This window comes from Microbacterium sp. R86528, assembly GCF_044596335.1.
Classification (GTDB): domain Bacteria; phylum Actinomycetota; class Actinomycetes; order Actinomycetales; family Microbacteriaceae; genus Microbacterium; species Microbacterium marmarense.
Window position 1 is genome coordinate 750474 of the sequence record NZ_CP138996.1, and the last position, 17627, is coordinate 768100.

Annotated in this window: 18 protein-coding genes; 7 read left to right on the forward strand and 11 right to left on the reverse strand. The window is 61.8% G+C overall.

Features of this window, described 5'->3' with window-relative positions; translation table 11 throughout:
• Nucleotides 1-15 precede the first annotated feature (15 nt).
• On the forward strand, nucleotides 16-939 hold the full coding sequence (locus tag SJY18_RS03685; RefSeq protein WP_396668428.1) for a 5'-3' exonuclease H3TH domain-containing protein: 924 nt from the start codon (nucleotides 16-18) through the stop codon (nucleotides 937-939).
• On the opposite strand, the gene SJY18_RS03690 is transcribed toward SJY18_RS03685, so the two are convergent.
• From SJY18_RS03690 to trpD, 4 genes are all read right to left on the reverse strand, one after another.
• Nucleotides 936-2273 carry a CynX/NimT family MFS transporter gene (locus SJY18_RS03690; protein ID WP_396668429.1) on the reverse strand — a complete coding sequence of 446 codons (1338 nt, stop codon included), beginning with the start codon at nucleotides 2271-2273 and terminating at the stop codon, nucleotides 936-938. The two genes, SJY18_RS03685 and SJY18_RS03690, sit on opposite strands and share 4 nt — an antisense overlap.
• A 40-nt stretch (nucleotides 2274-2313) precedes the next feature.
• Nucleotides 2314-3309, reverse strand: coding sequence for a PHP domain-containing protein (locus SJY18_RS03695; protein ID WP_396668430.1), 996 nt, complete (start codon nucleotides 3307-3309; stop codon nucleotides 2314-2316).
• Nucleotides 3310-3329: 20 nt separating this feature from the next.
• Nucleotides 3330-3839, reverse strand: coding sequence for an aromatic ring-opening dioxygenase LigA (locus SJY18_RS03700; protein ID WP_396668431.1), 510 nt, complete (start codon nucleotides 3837-3839; stop codon nucleotides 3330-3332).
• A 101-nt stretch (nucleotides 3840-3940) separates the two neighbouring features.
• Nucleotides 3941-5008, reverse strand: a complete 1068-nt coding sequence (gene trpD / locus SJY18_RS03705; RefSeq protein WP_396668432.1) for an anthranilate phosphoribosyltransferase — start codon at nucleotides 5006-5008, stop codon at nucleotides 3941-3943.
• Between the two features lie 220 nt (nucleotides 5009-5228).
• On the opposite strand from trpD, the gene SJY18_RS03710 reads away from it, so the two are divergent.
• The 5 genes from SJY18_RS03710 to SJY18_RS03730 all read left to right on the forward strand — a co-directional run bounded on the left by SJY18_RS03710 (nucleotide 5229) and on the right by SJY18_RS03730 (nucleotide 10160).
• Nucleotides 5229-5828 carry a heme-copper oxidase subunit III gene (locus SJY18_RS03710; protein ID WP_337338400.1) on the forward strand — a complete coding sequence of 200 codons (600 nt, stop codon included), beginning with the start codon at nucleotides 5229-5231 and terminating at the stop codon, nucleotides 5826-5828.
• A gap of 19 nt (nucleotides 5829-5847) precedes the next feature.
• Nucleotides 5848-6648: a cytochrome c gene (locus tag SJY18_RS03715; protein WP_337337762.1), complete on the forward strand. Its 801-nt coding sequence runs from the start codon at nucleotides 5848-5850 to the stop codon at nucleotides 6646-6648.
• 35 nt (nucleotides 6649-6683) lie between these two features.
• A complete protein-coding gene (locus SJY18_RS03720; RefSeq protein WP_396668433.1) occupies nucleotides 6684-7763 on the forward strand; it encodes a Rieske 2Fe-2S domain-containing protein in 1080 nt (359 codons plus the stop codon).
• Complete coding sequence (locus tag SJY18_RS03725; RefSeq protein WP_337337760.1) at nucleotides 7763-9589, forward strand: ubiquinol-cytochrome c reductase cytochrome b subunit; 1827 nt, start codon at nucleotides 7763-7765, stop codon at nucleotides 9587-9589. The genes SJY18_RS03720 and SJY18_RS03725 overlap by 1 nt, the downstream gene beginning before the upstream one ends.
• A gap of 151 nt (nucleotides 9590-9740) precedes the next feature.
• On the forward strand, nucleotides 9741-10160 hold the full coding sequence (locus SJY18_RS03730) for a rhodanese-like domain-containing protein (protein ID WP_396668434.1): 420 nt from the start codon (nucleotides 9741-9743) through the stop codon (nucleotides 10158-10160).
• 79 nt (nucleotides 10161-10239) lie between these two features.
• Here the strand turns inward: SJY18_RS03730 and SJY18_RS03735 are convergent, their stop codons facing one another.
• The 5 genes from SJY18_RS03735 to SJY18_RS03755 form a co-directional block, all read right to left on the reverse strand.
• Nucleotides 10240-10674 (reverse strand): cytochrome c oxidase subunit 4, encoded by a 435-nt coding sequence (locus tag SJY18_RS03735; RefSeq protein WP_337337758.1) that lies wholly within the window; start codon nucleotides 10672-10674, stop codon nucleotides 10240-10242.
• Complete coding sequence (gene ctaD, locus SJY18_RS03740; RefSeq protein ID WP_337337757.1) at nucleotides 10675-12438, reverse strand: cytochrome c oxidase subunit I; 1764 nt, start codon at nucleotides 12436-12438, stop codon at nucleotides 10675-10677.
• Nucleotides 12439-12440: 2 nt separating this feature from the next.
• Nucleotides 12441-13325, reverse strand: coding sequence for a cytochrome c oxidase subunit II (coxB, locus tag SJY18_RS03745; protein ID WP_337337756.1), 885 nt, complete (start codon nucleotides 13323-13325; stop codon nucleotides 12441-12443).
• Between the two features lie 158 nt (nucleotides 13326-13483).
• The gene (locus tag SJY18_RS03750; RefSeq protein ID WP_337337755.1) at nucleotides 13484-13849 is read right to left on the reverse strand and encodes an iron-sulfur cluster assembly accessory protein; all 366 of its coding nucleotides are present in this window, start codon (nucleotides 13847-13849) and stop codon (nucleotides 13484-13486) included.
• 118 nt (nucleotides 13850-13967) lie between these two features.
• Nucleotides 13968-15359 carry a dipeptidase gene (locus SJY18_RS03755; protein ID WP_396668435.1) on the reverse strand — a complete coding sequence of 464 codons (1392 nt, stop codon included), beginning with the start codon at nucleotides 15357-15359 and terminating at the stop codon, nucleotides 13968-13970.
• Nucleotides 15360-15408: 49 nt separating this feature from the next.
• On the opposite strand from SJY18_RS03755, the gene SJY18_RS03760 reads away from it, so the two are divergent.
• Nucleotides 15409-15993, forward strand: coding sequence for a DUF3043 domain-containing protein (locus SJY18_RS03760; RefSeq protein WP_337337753.1), 585 nt, complete (start codon nucleotides 15409-15411; stop codon nucleotides 15991-15993).
• Between the two features lie 48 nt (nucleotides 15994-16041).
• On the opposite strand, the gene SJY18_RS03765 is transcribed toward SJY18_RS03760, so the two are convergent.
• Together SJY18_RS03765 and nrdR are read right to left on the reverse strand one after the other, a co-directional pair.
• Nucleotides 16042-17061 carry a quinone-dependent dihydroorotate dehydrogenase gene (locus SJY18_RS03765; RefSeq protein WP_396668436.1) on the reverse strand — a complete coding sequence of 340 codons (1020 nt, stop codon included), beginning with the start codon at nucleotides 17059-17061 and terminating at the stop codon, nucleotides 16042-16044.
• 65 nt (nucleotides 17062-17126) lie between these two features.
• On the reverse strand, nucleotides 17127-17615 hold the full coding sequence (gene nrdR / locus SJY18_RS03770; RefSeq protein ID WP_337337751.1) for a transcriptional regulator NrdR: 489 nt from the start codon (nucleotides 17613-17615) through the stop codon (nucleotides 17127-17129).
• Between the last annotated feature and the right edge of the window lie 12 nt (nucleotides 17616-17627).

A 17627-nucleotide genomic window follows, 5' to 3' on the forward strand; every position in this document is an offset into this window, starting at 1 on the left:
TGACAGGATGAGATCGTGACCGACCGGATGATGTTGCTTGACAGTGCTTCCCTCTACTTTCGCGCTTTCTACGGGGTGCCCGATACGGTGCGCGCCCCCGACGGCACGCCGGTGAACGCCGCGCGGGGCTTTCTCGACATCATCACGAAACTCATCACGCTGTACGAACCCACACACCTCATTGCGTGCTGGGACGACGACTGGCGCCCGCAGTGGCGTGTCGACCTGATTCCGACCTACAAAACGCACCGCGTCGTTGAGGTCGTCGAAACGGGTGCTGACGTCGAAGAAGTGCCCGATCCGCTCGAGGCGCAGATTCCCCTCATCCGCGCTGCTCTCGGCGCGCTCGGCATCCCGATCGTCGGAATCGCCGACCACGAAGCCGACGACGTCATCGGCACCCTGGCCACGCGCTCGACAATTCCCGCCGACATCGTCACCGGTGACCGTGATCTCTTTCAACTCGTCGACGACGCTAGCGACGTGCGAGTGATCTATACCGCGCGCGGCATGAGCAATCTCGAGGTCGTCACTGACGCCACGATCACGACGAAGTATGGCGTGACTCCGCAGCAGTACGCCGATTTCGCGGCGATGCGCGGCGACTCGTCCGACGGACTGCCCGGCGTGCCTGGCATCGGCGAGAAGACCGCCGCCACACTCCTGGCCGCACACAGCAATCTCGTGGGGATTCGATCCGCCGCCGCCGAGGGCATTGGCATGACGCCGGGCGTGCGCAACAAGATCCTCGCCGCATCGGACTACCTTGACGTCGCCCCTAAGGTCGTTGAAGTCGTGCGCGACCTTGAACTCGCTGACGTCGATTCTCGCCTCGCGCCCCTCGGATCCGCCGAACTCGACACCGCTCAGGCGCTTGGTGAGCAGTGGTCGCTGGGCACCGCAATGTCGCGCATAACAACAGCGTTGAACAAGCGCTAGCGAGTCGCACGCCTCGCAAAGACGACCGCGCTGACCAGCGCAACGCAATACAGCGAAGAGAGCACGAGCACGAGGGTCAACGGCGCCGACCAGCCACCAGATTGCTCGTGCAGCAAACCGATAGCCGGCCCGCCAAGGGCGCCGATGGCATAGCCGAAACCCTGAACCATGGCAGACAGCCCGGCAGCCTCACCATCGCTTCGCGACACGGCGACGAGTGCACTGAAGATCACGACGAAGCCACCCGCGTGTCCTACCGCGCCGACAGCAAGCCACACCCACAAGAGCTGTGGCGCGGCGAGCAGGCCGATCGACACGGTCAGCCACGAAACACAGATCACGAAGGGCGCGACCCAGCGCGGGGCGAAGCGGCTCAGCAACGGCACGACAAACGCTCCAGCGATTCCCACGCCTTGATAGATGGATGCCACGGCCCCCGCCGACGTAGCATCCAGATTCAGTTCGTCGGCCGCGAACGATGGCAGCCACGTCGTCAGCCCGTAGTAGATCGTGCACTGCAACGCGAACGAAGCGACGAGAAACCAGGCGACAGGCCGCTTCAGAAGTGATCGCGAATCACGGCCTCCGCCGATGACGGGCAACGGACCAGTGATTGCCGCGCTGTCGAGCTCGTTGCCAGCGCTGTCGCGCACAACCTTGGCTCGTAGAACGGGCGAAGTAGGTTGGGTGGTGTCGAGCGCCGCCGTCTGCGTGGGTTCGCCCGAGAGCCCGTCACCGTCACGGAAGGCACGGCGCGAGCGGCGAATGTGCACCGCCCAGAGCGCGATGCCCGCGACGGTGAGCGCCGACCAGCTGAGCAGCGCCGCATTCCATCCGATCACTTCGGCCAGAGGTGCGGTGCCGAGCGAGGTGATGAGAGATCCCACGTTCAGAGTGGCGGCGTACGCCGCAGTCACCAGAGCGACACGGTCGGGCGGCACGTCGCGTCGGATCACGACGGGAATGACGACGTTTCCGACGGTGATGAAGGCGCCGATGATGAACATCCCGGCGAGCATCCAGCCAAATCCGGGCAGCGCACGCACGAAGGTCCCCACGAGCACACCCGAAAGCGACAGCATCAGCGCGAGTTCTGCACCCGCTCTGCGAATCACGAGCGCAGCCAGCGGTGTCAGGGCAGCGAACATCAGCACGGGCGCGGTTGTCAGCAATCCCGCAGTGGCCGCGCCGATGCCGAAGTCTTGCTCGATGAGTCTCAGCACTGCGGTAGGCGCCACGATCGGGCCGCGAAGACTCATCGCTGCGAGCAGGACGCCCGCCACGACCAGCCATGGCATCCCTCGTCCGACGCGGGAGCGAGTGTCGGAGTTCACCACCCGAGTCTAGGAGCCAGCGGCGTCTCGCCCCGCTGGCTCACCTGTTCCGTCTAGTCCACTCCAGCAGCCGCTCCAACGGCCAGGTCGTGACGATCCGCTCTGGTGGCACGCCTGCCGCTTCGGCTCTCGCCGCTCCGTGGTCGACCAGCGACAGCTGTCCCGGGGCATGCGCATCAGAGTCGATCGCGAACAGACACCCCGCTCGCAGCGCGAGCGCGATCAACTCATCTGGCGGGTCCTGACGTTCCGGTCGAGAATTGATCTCCACCGCCACGCCGTGTGCGGCGCAGGCGTCGAACACGGCTTTCGCGTCGAATGCAGACGGCGGTCGCGTGCCACGGGAGCCTTCCACGAGCCTTCCCGTCACATGGCCGAGCACATCGATGTGCGGTCCTGAGACCGCAGCGATGAGCCGACGAGTCATCGGCGCACGCTCCATTCGCAATTTCGAGTGCGCAGATGCAACGACCACATCGAGTTCGTCAAGCAGTTCGGGTTCTTGATCGAGGTCGCCGTGATCGAGAATGTCGACCTCGATGCCGGTCAGCAGCGTGAAGCCAGGAGCGCTCAGGCCGCGCACCATCTCGATCTGCGCGCGCAGCCGTTCAGGGCTGAGCCCGTTCGCGACACGCAACCGGGGCGAGTGATCGGTGAGCGCAAGGTATTCATGACCGAGGGAGCGCGCAGCATCCACCATCAAATCGATCGGGGTGAGCCCATCTGACCAGTCGCTGTGCGAATGCAGGTCTCCGCGCAGCAAGCTTCTGAGAGACGATTGCTTCTCAGCCCCCACTCGCTCGCGCAGATCGAGCAGATACGTGGGCACACCGCCTTGCAGGGCTTCTTGAATCACAGCGAGAGACGAATCTCCGACGCCCTTGAGTCTTCGCACCCGCGCCGTATCGCGCAGCTCTTCGTCGCTCAGGCCAGCGATGGCGTCTGCTGCCGCTCGAAACGCCTTCGACCGATACTTCGACGACCGCTCCCGCTCGAGGAGCGCGGCAATCTCAGCGAGGGCTTCGTGCGGGTGCATCGCCGATCAGCTCATTTCCGTCAGGGTGCGAAGGTCGCCTTCTTGACAACCACGGGGGCGCTCGCCATGCGGCGGAAAGACCACCCGAACATGATCGACAAAATGCCGATTCCGATCGCAAACGCCGACACCCCGAACGCCACCACCGATGTGAACAGCGACGCGCGAAGGAACGAGGCGTTCATCACGGTCGCGCGCGTCGGGTCATCCATCGGCAACTCGGCATAGGTCTGGCCCCCAGACGCCTCGAGCGCATGGTGCTGAATCGTCTCGGCTTGCACGTACGCCGTGAGCGGCCCCGCTACCTGCTGCCCAGCGAAGGCCGAGGCGTCATCAGGAACAATGATGTTCTCAGCGCGCAACTGAGACGACACCATGATCCACGCGGTAAGACCAACCGCGATGAGCAAGATCCCGGCGAGAATGCCCAGGGTTCCGACGACTTTGACCCCGCCTAGGCTTCGGGCTGGTGGCTCAACTGCTGCGGCTTGGGAATCAGAAGTATTTGAGTTCGAGGTTGACTCGGTCATGATCGCCCTCCGTGGCTTCGCTGTGTGCTGGCGCGGTGTGCGCTCCTGCCGATCACGCTATCGGTGTGGGCACAGTCGACGGAAGAGGTCGAAATGAGAAATTACGCGTGGCCGCCGAAGGCTTGAGTGGCGCTCACCCAGTCGCGAAGAACAGTGGATGCAGCACCGCTGTCAATCGCAGCAGCAGCGTCGGCAAGCGCCTCGCCGAGACGCGTGACGATGGGCCGCTGCACTTGCGCTGAGTCGAGGAACAGCCGATACGCCACCATTCCCGCCGCAGCATTCAGCAGCACGATGTCGCGCACTGCTCCCGTTTCGCCACTCAAGACACGCCGAACGACATCCGCATTGTGCGAGGGGTCTCCCCCGAGCAGATCGTCGATCTGCGAGAGCGGAATGCCGAGATCTCGAGGATCGAGGTCGTGCTCGTGCACGTCACCACGACTGACCTCCCACAATCGGCTGTGTCCGGTAGTCGTCAATTCGTCGAGACCGTCATCACCGCGGAAGACGAGAGCGGTGGCGCCGCGAGTTTGAAAGACCCCCGTGATCAGCGGTACACGGTCGAGCTGGGCGACACCGACCGCGTTGGCTTCAGCACGCGCGGGGTTGCAGAGCGGCCCGAGAAAGTTGAAAACGGTGGGAACACCCAGTTCGGCCCGCGTTGGTCCCGCGTGGCGAAAACCTGGGTGGAACGCTGATGCGAACGCGAACGTGATGCCCGCTTGATCAAGAGTCTCGGCAACCTGCTCAGGCGTAAGTGTGAGGTCGAGGCCGAGCGCACTCAGCACGTCTGACGATCCCGACGCCGAGCTCGCCGCGCGGTTGCCATGCTTTACTACCGGAATTCCAGATGCCGCTGCTACCAGAGCGGCCATCGTAGAAATATTGACAGTGCCAAAGCGGTCGCCGCCAGTTCCCACGATGTCGAGCACGGCTGAGTTCACAGGCAACGGCAACGCTGCTTCGAGGATCGCGTCACGGAAGCCGACGACCTCGTCAACGGACTCCCCCTTCGCACGCAGCGCGATGAGAAATCCAGCCAGCTGTGAAGGCGTCGCCTCACCCGACATGATCTTGCGCATCACCCATGTCGATTGCGACACGCTGAGGTCACGATCCTTCAGCAGATCGGTGAGAATTTCAGACCAGTTGTAGAGCTCCGCCATAACGCCAAAGCCTATCCGGATGCTGCGCCGCCACGATCCGCGCCATGACGAGCGAGTACTCGTTTGCGTGCATCGGTACTTCCTGGGCAACTCACGGCGCATTCTTAGGCCGCCCTAAGACGGCATTGAGACAAAACAGTGAGCCCGGATGGGAATACGATCGCTCATCATCCGACATAATGGATCTGTGACGACCTCTACAGCGACCTACTCCCAGGCCATGCGGTCCGTCAAGCGGCCGGATCCGGTCGCTGTCGGAACCATCGTGTGGCTCGGCAGCGAAGTTATGTTCTTCGCGGGCCTCTTCGCCATTTATTTCACGCTTCGCAACGCATCGCCGGAGCTGTGGGCGGAGCGCACCGAGCTACTCAATGTGCCGTACGCCCTCGTAAACACGATCATCCTGGTTCTCTCATCGGTGACCTGCCAGATGGGCGTGTTCGCGGCAGAGCGCTTCCAGCCCTACAGCACGAAGAAGCGCGGGTGGCTCGGCTGGGGCATGGTGGAGTGGTTCTGGCTCACCTTCATCCTCGGCGCGATCTTCGTCTCGGGTCAGGTATGGGAGTACGCACAGCTCGTCGCAGAGGGCATGCCGATCGCCGCTGACTCCTACGCCTCGGCGTTCTACATCACGACCGGCTTCCACGCAATCCACGTGACAGGCGGACTCATCGCATTCCTCCTCACGATCGGCCGCGCATACGCCGTCAAGAACTTCGGCCGCAAGGAAATGACCACCGCAATCGTCGTGTCTTACTACTGGCACTTCGTTGACGTGGTGTGGATTGCCTTGTTCGCCGTCATTTACTTCCTGAAATAGAGCGGAGCTGATTCCCGACATGGCACGTGACACCCCGCGCCGCTCCTCCGGCCGCCGCAGCCCTTGGGCTGCCGCTGCCCTCATTGGCATCGGCCTTCTGATCACCGGCGGCGTATACGCCGGAGCATCGGCGGCAATGGCCTCGACTGAACCGACCGCCGTCGCCTCGACGCTGACCGTTGAAGACGGCCAGAAGCTGTTCCAGGCGAACTGCGCAACTTGCCACGGTCTCGACCTGCAAGGCTCGGAAGAGGGCCCCGCTCTTTACGGAGTCGGCGAGCTTTCCGTTCACTTCCAGATGAGCACCGGACGCATGCCGCTGCAGATGCAGGGTCCGCAGGCTCCGCAGAAGCCGGTGCAGTTCACCGATGAGCAGATCGCCGCAATCGGCGCCTACATTCAGGACGCCGCCCCTGGGCCCAGCTTTCCCGACGCAGAGGTTCTCGACGGTCAAGGCGACGAATCGCATGGTGGAGAACTCTTCCGCATCAACTGCGCAATGTGCCACAACGTGGCCGGCGCTGGTGGCGCACTCACCGAGGGCAAGTACGCCCCCGCGCTTCACACCACCAGCGAACTGAACATGTACGCGGCAATGGTGACTGGGCCGCAGAACATGCCCGTATTCAACGACATGACTCTCACTACCGAAGAGAAGCGTGACGTCATCACCTACCTCCTCTATCTGCAAGACAATGAGTCAGCCGGCGGGTTCTCGCTCGGCTCACTCGGTCCTGTCTCTGAGGGCCTGTTCATCTGGATATTCGGCATCGGCTCGCTGATCGCCATCACCGTGTGGATCACGGCGAAATCCAACTGATTTATCGATTCACGTAAGCACTGACGAGGAGCAGCATGGCACACGAGGACGACGCCCTCGAGCACGAGAGGGCTTCATGGAAGCCGTCCCCCGGGCTCGCGGTCGCGGTCACCGACCCAGTGCAGAACCCGGGTTTGCCTCCGCACCGCACGCGGATGACCGACCAGGACCCAGCGGCAATGAAACGCGCCGTACGCACGGTCTACACGCTGTTTTATGTTTCGGTCGCGGCGAGCATCTGGGCGATCGCTGCCTACATGCTCTTCCCGATCGAGAGCGGCCGGATCATCGACATCCGTCACAACAATCTCTTCATCGGATTGGGCATCGCGCTAGCGTTGCTGGCGATTGGTATCGGAGCGATCCACTGGTCGAAGGCGATCATGTCGGACAAGGAGTTCATCGAACCCCGACACGCCACTCGTGGCCGTGACGTCACGCGCGCGGCCGCCATTCAGGTGTTTGACGAAGCCAACGAGGAGTCGGGCTTCGGCCGTCGCACGGTGATCCGCAACTCGATGATCGCCGCTCTCGTGGCCTCCGTCGCACCCGGTATCGTGTTGTTCCGCGGTCTCGCACCTTTCGACTCTCCTGAGCACCCCGACGCCGGAAACCCCGTCGCCCTTCTCAGCCACACCATGTGGAAAGAAGGATCGCGCCTCGCGCACGACCCCACCGGTGAGCCGATCCGTGCCGCTGACCTCACCCTCGGTTCGGCCGTGCACGTGATTCCGCAGGAACTCGCAGAGCTCTCGCACCACGACGGCTACCTCGAAGAGAAGGCGAAGGCGATCGTTCTGCTGATGCGTCTTCTGCCAGACCAGCTGATCGAGTCCGAAGAGCGCAAGGACTGGTCGTACAACGGCATCGTTGCGTACTCGAAAGTCTGCACGCACGTCGGCTGCCCTGTTGCGCTGTACGAGCAGCAGACTCACCACCTGTTGTGCCCATGCCACCAGTCGCAGTTCGACGTGACTGACGAGGCAAAGGTCATCTTCGGGCCCGCTGCGCGCGCATTGCCGCAGCTGCCGATCACCGTTGACGATGAGGGCTACCTCATTGCGACGAGCGACTTCAACGAGCCTGTAGGCCCGAGCTTCTGGGAGCGCCATTGATGAGTACCGTCACCGAGCCTCAGAACCAGGCCGAAGCTGAACCACGAGAGAAGCCTCTCGGCGGTCGGTTCATCGGCGCCACCGCGAACTATCTCGATGAGCGCACGAGTCTTTCTGGCATCGTCAAAGAGCTAGGTCGCAAGATCTTCCCCGACCACTGGTCGTTCATGCTCGGCGAGATTGCACTGTGGGCGTTCGTCGTTGTGTTGATGTCGGGAACGTTCTTGACGTTCTTCTTCGACGCATCGATGGTTGAGACGCACTACTACGGTGCCTACCTGCCGATGCGAGGAATCGAGATGTCGGCCGCTATGGCGTCGACCCTCGAGATCTCGTTCGACCTGCGTGGCGGATTGCTCGTTCGCCAGATTCACCACTGGGCCGCCCTTGTATTCGTCGCCGGTATCGGCGTGCACATGCTTCGCGTCTTCTTCACCGGCGCGTTCCGCAAGCCGCGCGAGCTCAACTGGGTGATCGGGTTCATCCTCTTCATCCTTGCGATGGCAGAGGGCTTCACCGGCTACTCGCTTCCCGATGACGTGCTGTCGGGCAACGGACTGCGAATCATCGACGGCATGGTCAAGGGCATCCCAATCGTCGGAACGTGGATCTCATTCCTGCTGTTCGGCGGTGAGTTCCCCGGAACCGAGATCGTTGGACGTCTTTACTCGCTCCATATCCTGCTTTTGCCGGCGATCCTGGTCGCGCTGCTCGCGGCCCACCTCATGTTGATGATCATCAACAAGCACACGCAGTTCGCCGGACCCGCTCGCACCAACGACAACGTCGTGGGCTACCCGATGGTCCCCGTGTACATGTCGAAGATGGGTGGCTTCTTCTTCATCACGTTCGGAGTCATCGTCTTGGTGGCGTCGCTGTTCACGATCAACCCGATCTGGAACTACGGCCCCTACGACCCGTCGCCTGTCTCGGCTGGTACGCAGCCTGACTGGTACATCGGCTTCGCAGACGGTGCGCTGCGCCTGGTTCCCCCGGGCTGGGAGTTCGTGCTGTTCGAGCGCACTTGGTCGTTCAACATCATCGCTCCCCTCGCTGTGCTCGGTTTGTTCATCGTGCTGGTGCTCATCTACCCGTTCATCGAAGCGTGGGTCACGGGAGACAAACGTGAGCACCACATCGCTCAGCGACCACGCAACGCGGCGACGCGTACGGCGATCGGTGCTGCTGGCGTCACCTTCTATGCGGTCCTGTGGGCTGCAGCGTCATCAGACATCATTGCGACGCACTTCTGGCTCACGATGGAAGGTGTCATCCACACCTTGCAGGCTCTGCTCATTCTGGGCCCGATCATCGCCTACTTCGTCACGAAGCGCATCTGCATCGCGCTCCAGAAGAAGGACCGTGAGATCGCCCTGCATGGCTACGAGTCCGGACGTATCGTGCGTCTTCCCGGCGGCGAGTTCATCGAAGTTCACCAACCCGTGGATGAGTACGAGCTCTTCAAGCTCGTCGATGTCGAGGCGTACGAACCTCTCGTAGTGCGACCGAACGCTAAGGGAAACATCCCCTGGACCGAGAATGTTCGCGCTTCGCTCTCGCGGTGGTTCTTCGAAGACCGCCTCACGCCTATGACGCAGACAGAGCTCGAAGCTGCGCGCGCCCACCAGCACCACGCTCTCGATCACATCGCTGAAGAAGAGCACGCCGAGATCCAGGGCGCTCATGAGCGTGCCGGTGTTCCGGATGCTCCGCACGTTCCGATCGACGACGGTCACCAGTCAGAGACCTCGGTGCACCCGTCAAACGTCATCATTCCTGAACCTGGCCAGGAATCGAAGGACAAGAACAAGGACGACAAGAAGTAGCACTAACGCAATAGCCCCTGTCGCTCCCCCGTTTTGCGGGGCGCGGCGGGGGCTATTCGTTTGGCTTGGCGCCGACAACGCGGCAGTAATCCTGCGTATGCTGACGCTTTGGAATCTGGCTCGGTTCCGCTGCGCGACCTAGCGTGGAACCATGACAGACGCTATGGCCTTCTTCACCGACAAACTCAGCCACGAGACAGACCCGTCAGACGTCTATGCGGCGCAAGAGTCGGGTGACGATTCCTTCGTGCTCGTCGACGTTCGCAGCGCCGAAGCGTGGGCCCAGGGACGGATTCCCGGGGCCGTACACATCCCCTACCGTCAAATTGCTGAGCGTGCGCCACACGAGATCGACATCGCTACTCCCGTCGTCGTGTACTGCTGGAGCCCGGGGTGTAACGCCGGCGCCAAGGGAGCTCTCGAATTCGCCAAGCTGGGCTACTCCGTGCGCGAGATGATTGGTGGCTACGAGTACTGGGGTCGCGAGGGTCAGCCGTTGGTGAACGACGAGGGCTCGCTGCCTCGTACCTTCGATGCGCGAGTCATGGCCGTTCGTGCCGAACAGTTGTGAAGTCGCGACCAAAGCTCAGATAGCCAGCAAAAAAGGTGTGCTTCCCGGGTTGGGAGGCACACCTTTTCTCAGAAGCTGATCAGCGCGCGAAGTACCCGCGGTAGTACTCGTAGACCCAGCCGACGATCGCCACGACGAACACAGCGATACCGATGGGCATCATCCAGGCTCCAACCGCGAGACCCATCATGGCCAGGGCAGCTGAGGCGGCCAGCACAATCGGCCACCAGGACCACGGGCTGAACTCGCCCAACTCAGGGTCACCGTCGTCGATATCGGCCATCAAGTTGTCTTCTGGCAGCTCGCCGCCCTGTGCGGCGTGAACGCGACCGATGTAAAACGCGATCAGTGCCGCCATCAGGCCGGTGAAGAGCAGCGCAATCGTGCCGACCCACTCAATGGCGTTGTACCAGGGACGATCCGCATGAGCGACGATATTCCAGACCGTGTACATCGCTGCCACGAGAAAGAAGAAGACCGTGAGCAGCCACCAGAGACCCGTATTGGTGCGCATCTACTTGACCTCTCCTGTCTCGACATCAACAACCGGGGTATCGGGAGCATCTTTCGCCGGTCCGACTCCCACAGGCACAGCAGCCTCCGGGTGGTTCAGATCGAATGCGGGACGCTCACTGCGAATACGCGGAATCGAGGTGAAGTTGTGGCGCGGCGGCGGGCACGACGTGGCCCACTCAAGCGAGCCTCCGTAACCCCACGGATCGTTGACCGTGACCTTCGGCGCCTTGCGTGCGGTAATCCAGACATTGAACAGGAATGGAATCATCGATGCGCCGAGAAGGATCGCGCCGATGGTCGACACCTGGTTCTGCCAGGTCCAGCCATCCGCAGCGGAGTAGTCAGCGTACCGGCGAACCATGCCATCGACGCCCAACCAGTGCTGGATGAGGAAGGTCATGTGGAAACCGATGAACAGCATCCAGAAGTGGATCATGCCGATGCGCTCGTTGAGCATCTTGCCGGTCCACTTGGGCCACCAGAAGTAGAAGCCAGCGAACATCGCGAATACGACGGTGCCGAACACCACATAGTGGAAGTGCGCGACAACGAAGTACGAGTCGGAGGTGTGGAACGTCAGCGGCGGCGACGCCAAGATGACACCGGTCAGGCCACCGAAAACGAACGAAACCAAGAAGCCCAGGGCGAAAACCATCGGCGTTTCAAACGTGATCGACCCTCGCCACAGCGTGCCGATCCAGTTGAAGATCTTCACACCCGTTGGCACCGCGATGAGCATTGTCATCAGGGCGAAGAAGGGCAGCAGTACAGCGCCGGTCACGTACATGTGGTGCGCCCACACTGCTACGGACAGTGCAGCGATGGCAATGGTCGCGTAAACGAGCGTCTTGTATCCGAAAATCGGCTTGCGGCTGAAGGCCGGGAAGATCTCCGAGACGATGCCGAAGAACGGCAGCGCGATGATGTACACCTCGGGATGACCGAAGAACCAGAACAGGTGTTGCCAGAGAATCACACCACCGTTTGCCGGGTCATAGATATGAGAGCCCAAAATGCGATCGGATGCGGCGGCGAGGATCGCTGCTGCCAGCACGGGAAACGCCATCAGGATCAGGATGCTGGTGACGAGAGTGTTCCAGGTGAAGATCGGCATGCGCCACATCGTCATACCCGGCGCGCGCATCGTCACGATTGTGGTGATGAAGTTCACGGCACCAAGAATCGTTCCGAAACCGCTCATACCGAGGCCGAGCATCCACAGGTTTCCGCCGACACCTGGCGAGAACGACGCATTCGCCAACGGCTGATAGGCAAACCAGCCGAAGCCTGCTGCTCCCTGCGGTGTGAGGAAGCCAGAGACCGCAATCGTCGAGCCGAAGAGGAACAGCCAGAATGCGAACGCGTTCAAACGCGGGAAGGCAACGTCAGGCGCACCGATCTGCAGCGGCAGAATCGCGTTGGCGAAACCAGCAAACAGCGGGGTGGCGAACATGAGAAGCATGATCGTGCCGTGCATTGTGAACAGCTGGTTGTACTGCTCTTTGGTCGGAATGATCTGCATCCCGGGCTCGAACAGCTCAGCACGAATCAGCAGCGCCATCACACCGCCGAGCATGAAAAAAATCACCGAAGCGATGAGATACATGTAGCCGATGGTCTTGTGGTCAGTGGAGGTGATCCACTTGACGATGATGTTGCCTTTTTCCTCAACGCGTGAGGAACTCATCAGCGAAGCCTGCCGGGGCGGGAGCGTCGTGGGGCGCCCAGCCGAGGCGTCTTCAAGAGGAAGTGTCGTCGCCATGATTACTGTTCTCCGTCTTCACTGGCGCCGGTGCCCGGCAGGTTCTGCAAACGATCGTATTCGTCAGTGATGTCGCCGGTTTGACCCGCTGCTTCAAGCGAGGCCAGGTAGCTCTCGTACTCGGCTTCACTGACGACGTTGACGTTGAAGAGCATCATCGAGTGATACTCACCGCACAATTCAGCACACTTGCCGGCGTACTCGCCTTCGCGGGTCGGCGTGAAGGACCAGTAGTTGTCCTTGCCGATGTACATGTCCTTCTTGTACAAGAAGTCAATGATCCAGAAGGAGTGGATCACGTCGCGCGACTGCAGAGTGATCTTCACTTCCTGGTCTACCGGAAGCACGAGCGTGGGCAGCTCATTGAGGACATTGCCCTGCTCGTCTGTTTGAGCCTGCACGCCCATGGTCCACACCGTGTCGGCATCATTGTCGGCGGTGTATTGGAAGTCCCATGCCCACTGCTTGGCAATGGCGGTGATTTCGACGTCGGGATCTTCGTACTGAGTCTCGAGAATCGTCTGATCGCGCGCGGTGAAGGCGAAGAAGCCGATCACAAGAATCAGTGGAATCACCGTGTAGAAAATCTCGATCGGCATGTTGTAGCGAAGCTGAACGGGAAGACCCGACTGCCCGCGACGACGGCGGTATACAATCGCCGCCCATCCCATGAGGCCCCACGTGACGATGCCCACAACGAGCAGCACGATCCAAGAGTTCACCCACAAACCCGAAACCATCTCGGTTCGGTTCGTTGTGGCGACACCGTCCTCGGTGAACCCGGGGAGGTAACCGTTGAGCTCAGTGGGGGTGCACCCGGCAAGTACTGCGGCCGTAGCAATCCCCACAGGGAGTACGGCCCAGCGGAGGCGGCGTTTCGAGGGCACAATGCACCTTTCCAGTTCGCGGACAGGACTGTAGATCAGTCTATGGCAAGCATCCAGGCGATTCAGGCCATCCACCCAGTTTGATCAAAGATATGTCGCCACAAAAAACAGGCCCGACGTGCTCTCGGAGCACTTCGGGCCTGTCAAAAATTGCTCGATCAGTGGAAGCTGTCTCCACACGCGCAACTGCCGGCGGCGTTGGGGTTGTCGATAGTGAACCCCTGCTCCGCGATCGTGTCTTTGAAGTCGATCGTCGCACCGTCAAGATACGGCACGCTCATGTCGTCGATGATGACTTCGACCCCGTCGAAATCAACCGTTTTATCGCCATCAAGATAGCGCTCGTCGAAATACAGCTGGTAGATCAGACCGCTGCAGCCGCCGGGCTGGACGGCAACTCGCAATCGCAGATCATCTCGGCCTTCCTGCCCGAGCAGGCTCTTCACCTTCAGCGCAGCCTCGTTGGTCAATGAGACGCCGTGCTCGCGGGTGGTTGCATCGGTCGTCAGCGCGGTGTCTGTCATGGCACTCCTCCGGACGGGCCGCTCGCGCGGCTGGATGTGTCGATTGTACGCCCGCTGCTTGGCAGCCAGCCTGGAACAGCTCTATTCGATCACAACCGCTGCCACACGAGTCCGTTCTTCACGCTCGAGAGTCGAGCGCTTCGAGCAGGAGAGCTTCTGACGCGACAGCGTTGCGGAACGTATCGAGATGCAACGATTCGTTGGGACTGTGCGCTTTCGCGTGGGGGTCTTCGACGCCCGTCACAAGAATCTGTGCGCCGGGAAACTCCCTGACGAGATCGGCGATGAACGGAATCGACCCGCCCACGCCGATATCAACCGGCTCAACGCCATAGCCCTCGTGAAGTGCGTCGCGCGCAGCCGCAACGGCCCAGCCGCTCGTGTCGACAAGGAACGCGTCGCCATAGTCCTGATCGACGAACTCCAGCTGCGCGCCAAAAGGCGCATTGGCGCGCAGATGCGCCTCTACGGCGGCATACGCCTCGCGTGCGGGCTGGCCGGGGGCCACCCGCGCGCTGATCACGACGGTCACCTCCGGGGTCAACGTGTTCGAGGCGTTCGCGACGCTCGGTGCATCGATCCCCGTGATCGTGATCGATGGTTTGTTCCAGATTCGGCTGAGAATGCTGCCGCGTCCAATCGGCGAGACCCCTTCGGGAAGCCCTGCCTCATCACGCAACGTCTCTTCGCTGTAGGTGGGCGTCTCAGCATCCCGCTCTGAAAGCCCTGGAACGGCCACAGCCCCGTCGTCGTCCCAGAGCGTTGAGAGCATTTTTACTGTCGCGAGCATCGCGTCAGGCACTGCGCCCCCGAACATCCCGGAGTGTGAGGCGTGCTCGAGCGTGCGCACCTTCAGGGTGAACCGGGTGTTGCCTCGCAGCGAGACCGTGAGAGCGGGTGTGGTCGCATCCCAGTTGCCAGAGTCTGCAACAACGATGACATCAGCACGCAACGCCTCAGCGTTGTCAGAGAGAAACTGGGCGAAAGAACGAGAGCCGGCCTCTTCTTCTCCCTCGAAGAACAGCACCACACCCAGATCGAAATCGTTTCCCAAAGCTTGCTTCAGCGCACGTAGCGCTGCGACGTGCGCCATGATCCCGGCCTTGTCATCGGCTGCGCCGCGACCGTACAAGCGTCCTTGTCGCAACGTCGGCTCGAAAGGAGGCGACTCCCAGAGCGACTCGTGACCGACGGGCTGAACGTCGTGGTGCGCATAGAGCAAGATGGTCGGGCGACCATTGCGGGCAGCACGCGTGGCCAGCACCGCCGGCTGGCCGGCTTCGCCGGTGTCAGCGATGACGGCGTTGCGAATCTCCACAGAATCGAACAGATCGAGCCCGCGAACCAACTCAGCGACTGCCTCGGCGCTCTGTGCCACAGCGCCAGGGTCGAAGCCTGGAAATGCGATCGAGGGAATGCGCACGAGAGCGCCGAGATCGGCGAGGGCGACGGGGATTCCAGACGCTGCGGCAGCGCGCACAGCGTCTTTTCGAGAAAGCTCAGTGGTCATGCGGGTAATCTTAAGCCCACACCTGTTCACAATCATCGAGGATTCACCCGTGGCTAAGACACCCGCCGCCCCCGCACCGAACGACGTTCCGGCCGATTCTTCGGCCGAGTCGTCAGCGACCGGCAAGGGTCGCCCGACCCCGAGCCGTGCCGAGCAAGAGGCTGCCCGCAAGCGCCCCCTCGTGCCCGACAGCAAGGAGGCGAAAGCTCGCGCCAAGGCTGAGCTCGCCGCTCAGCGTGAGAAAGCACGTGTCGGCATGGCCGCCGGCGACCCCCGCTACCTCCCCGCGCGTGACCAGGGCCCGCAGCGCAAGTTTGTTCGTGACTTCGTAGACCGCGGGTTCCACCTGGGCGAGGCCGTTATGCCCGCCATGGTTGTGGTGATCTTCGCCACCTTCATTCCGAGCACCGAGGTGCAGTTCTATTCGTTCGTCGCGCTCTGGATCTTCATCTTCTTCGTAGTCGGCGACATGGTCATCACGTCGATCCGCGTCAAGCGCGCCGCAAAAGAGAAGTTCGGCGAAGGCAAGGTGGAAAAGGGTCTCGGATGGTACTCCGCAATGCGAAGCATCCAGATGCGATTCCTGCGTCTACCCAAGCCGCAGGTCAAGATCGGCGGACGCCCGGTCTCATAGACCAGGTCCTCCAAGAAGGGCGCGTGCTGATTTCTCAGTGCGCGCCTTTTACGTTGCCAGCGCCTGATTGATCTGACGCGCCCACAGCGGTCCGCGGTAGAGGAATGCGGTGTAGCCCTGCACCAGGTTCGCGCCCGCTTCGAGACGTTCTTCGACATCGGCGCCAGTTTCAACTCCCCCGGCCGATATCACGCAGAAGTCCGCGGGAACAGCGGCACGCACAAGGCGCAGCACTTCAAGCGACCGTGCTTTCAGCGGTGCTCCCGACAGGCCGCCGGCACCTGCTGCCCGCACCACTGCGTCGTCGGAGATAAGCCCGTCACGAGCGATCGTCGTGTTTGTCGCGATCAATCCGGCCAGGCCGAGGTCGACAGCCAACTGCGCAACGGCGGTGACCTCGTCGTCTTCGAGGTCAGGCGCGATCTTCACCAAGAGCGGAACCGAACCGGCCGCTTCACGCACCGCACTCAGCAGCGGGCGCAGCGTTTGAACTGCCTGCAATCCGCGCAGGCCCGGAGTGTTCGGAGACGAGACATTGACCACCAGATAGTCAGCCAACGGCGCCAACAGCAAAGCGCTCTGCACATAGTCGGCGGTCGCGTTCTCGACGTCGACCACTCGACTCTTGCCAATGTTGACGCCGAGCACCGCGCGCTTCGACCGCTTGCGAAGTTTCTTCAAGCGCACGGCAGCTCGCTCAGCGCCGTTGTTGTTGAAACCCATGCGGTTGATCACCGCGCGATCGGGAATCAAACGGAACAGTCGTGGTCGCAGGTTTCCGCCTTGCGCTATCGCGGTAAGAGTACCCACCTCGACGTGCCCGAAGCCGAGCGAGTAGAGACCCGCTGCTCCCTTCACATCTTTGTCGAACCCCGCCGCGACACCGAATGGCGAATCGAACGTGAGGCCGAGCGCAGTTGTGGCGAGTTCCGGTGCAGGTGCGGTCAGACGACGGGCCGCCCATGACAGCGGTGCAACACCAAGCGCACGAATGACGAGCATTGCGGCGTGATGTGCCGTTTCGGGGTCCATACGCGCGAACACGGTGCGAAAGATGAAGGGATACATCGTCTCCAGGCTAGCCGTTAGCAGGCGGAGCTCAGCACGCGCTGAGCCGTTCGTGCGCGAGGAATCTACTCGAGAATGGATGCTGCGGCACGTTCCCCGCGGGCACGGGGGTGGTCCAACCGAAGCTGAGCGATCGCCGCTTCGAAATCCTCAAGCGAATCAAAGGCCTGATACACGCTCGCGAACCGAAGGTAGGCGACTTCGTCGAGCTCGCGCAGCGGTTGCAGAATTGCCAAACCGATCTCGTTCGCATCCAGCTGCGACGTGCCGGTCTGACGAATCGATTCTTCGACCGTCTGCGCCAACACCGCGAGATCGCCTTCGGTGACAGGACGCCCTTGGCACGCCTTTCGCACGCCCGACATGACCTTCTCGCGGCTGAAGGGCTCAATGACCCCGGAGCGCTTGATGACGTTGAGGCTCGCCGTTTCAACCGTGGTGAACCGGCCCCCGCACTGCGGACACTGTCTGCGGCGACGAATGCTCAGACCGTCGTCGCTGGTGCGCGAGTCGATAACGCGAGAATCGGAATGGCGGCAGAACGGGCAATGCATAAGAGGGCCAGA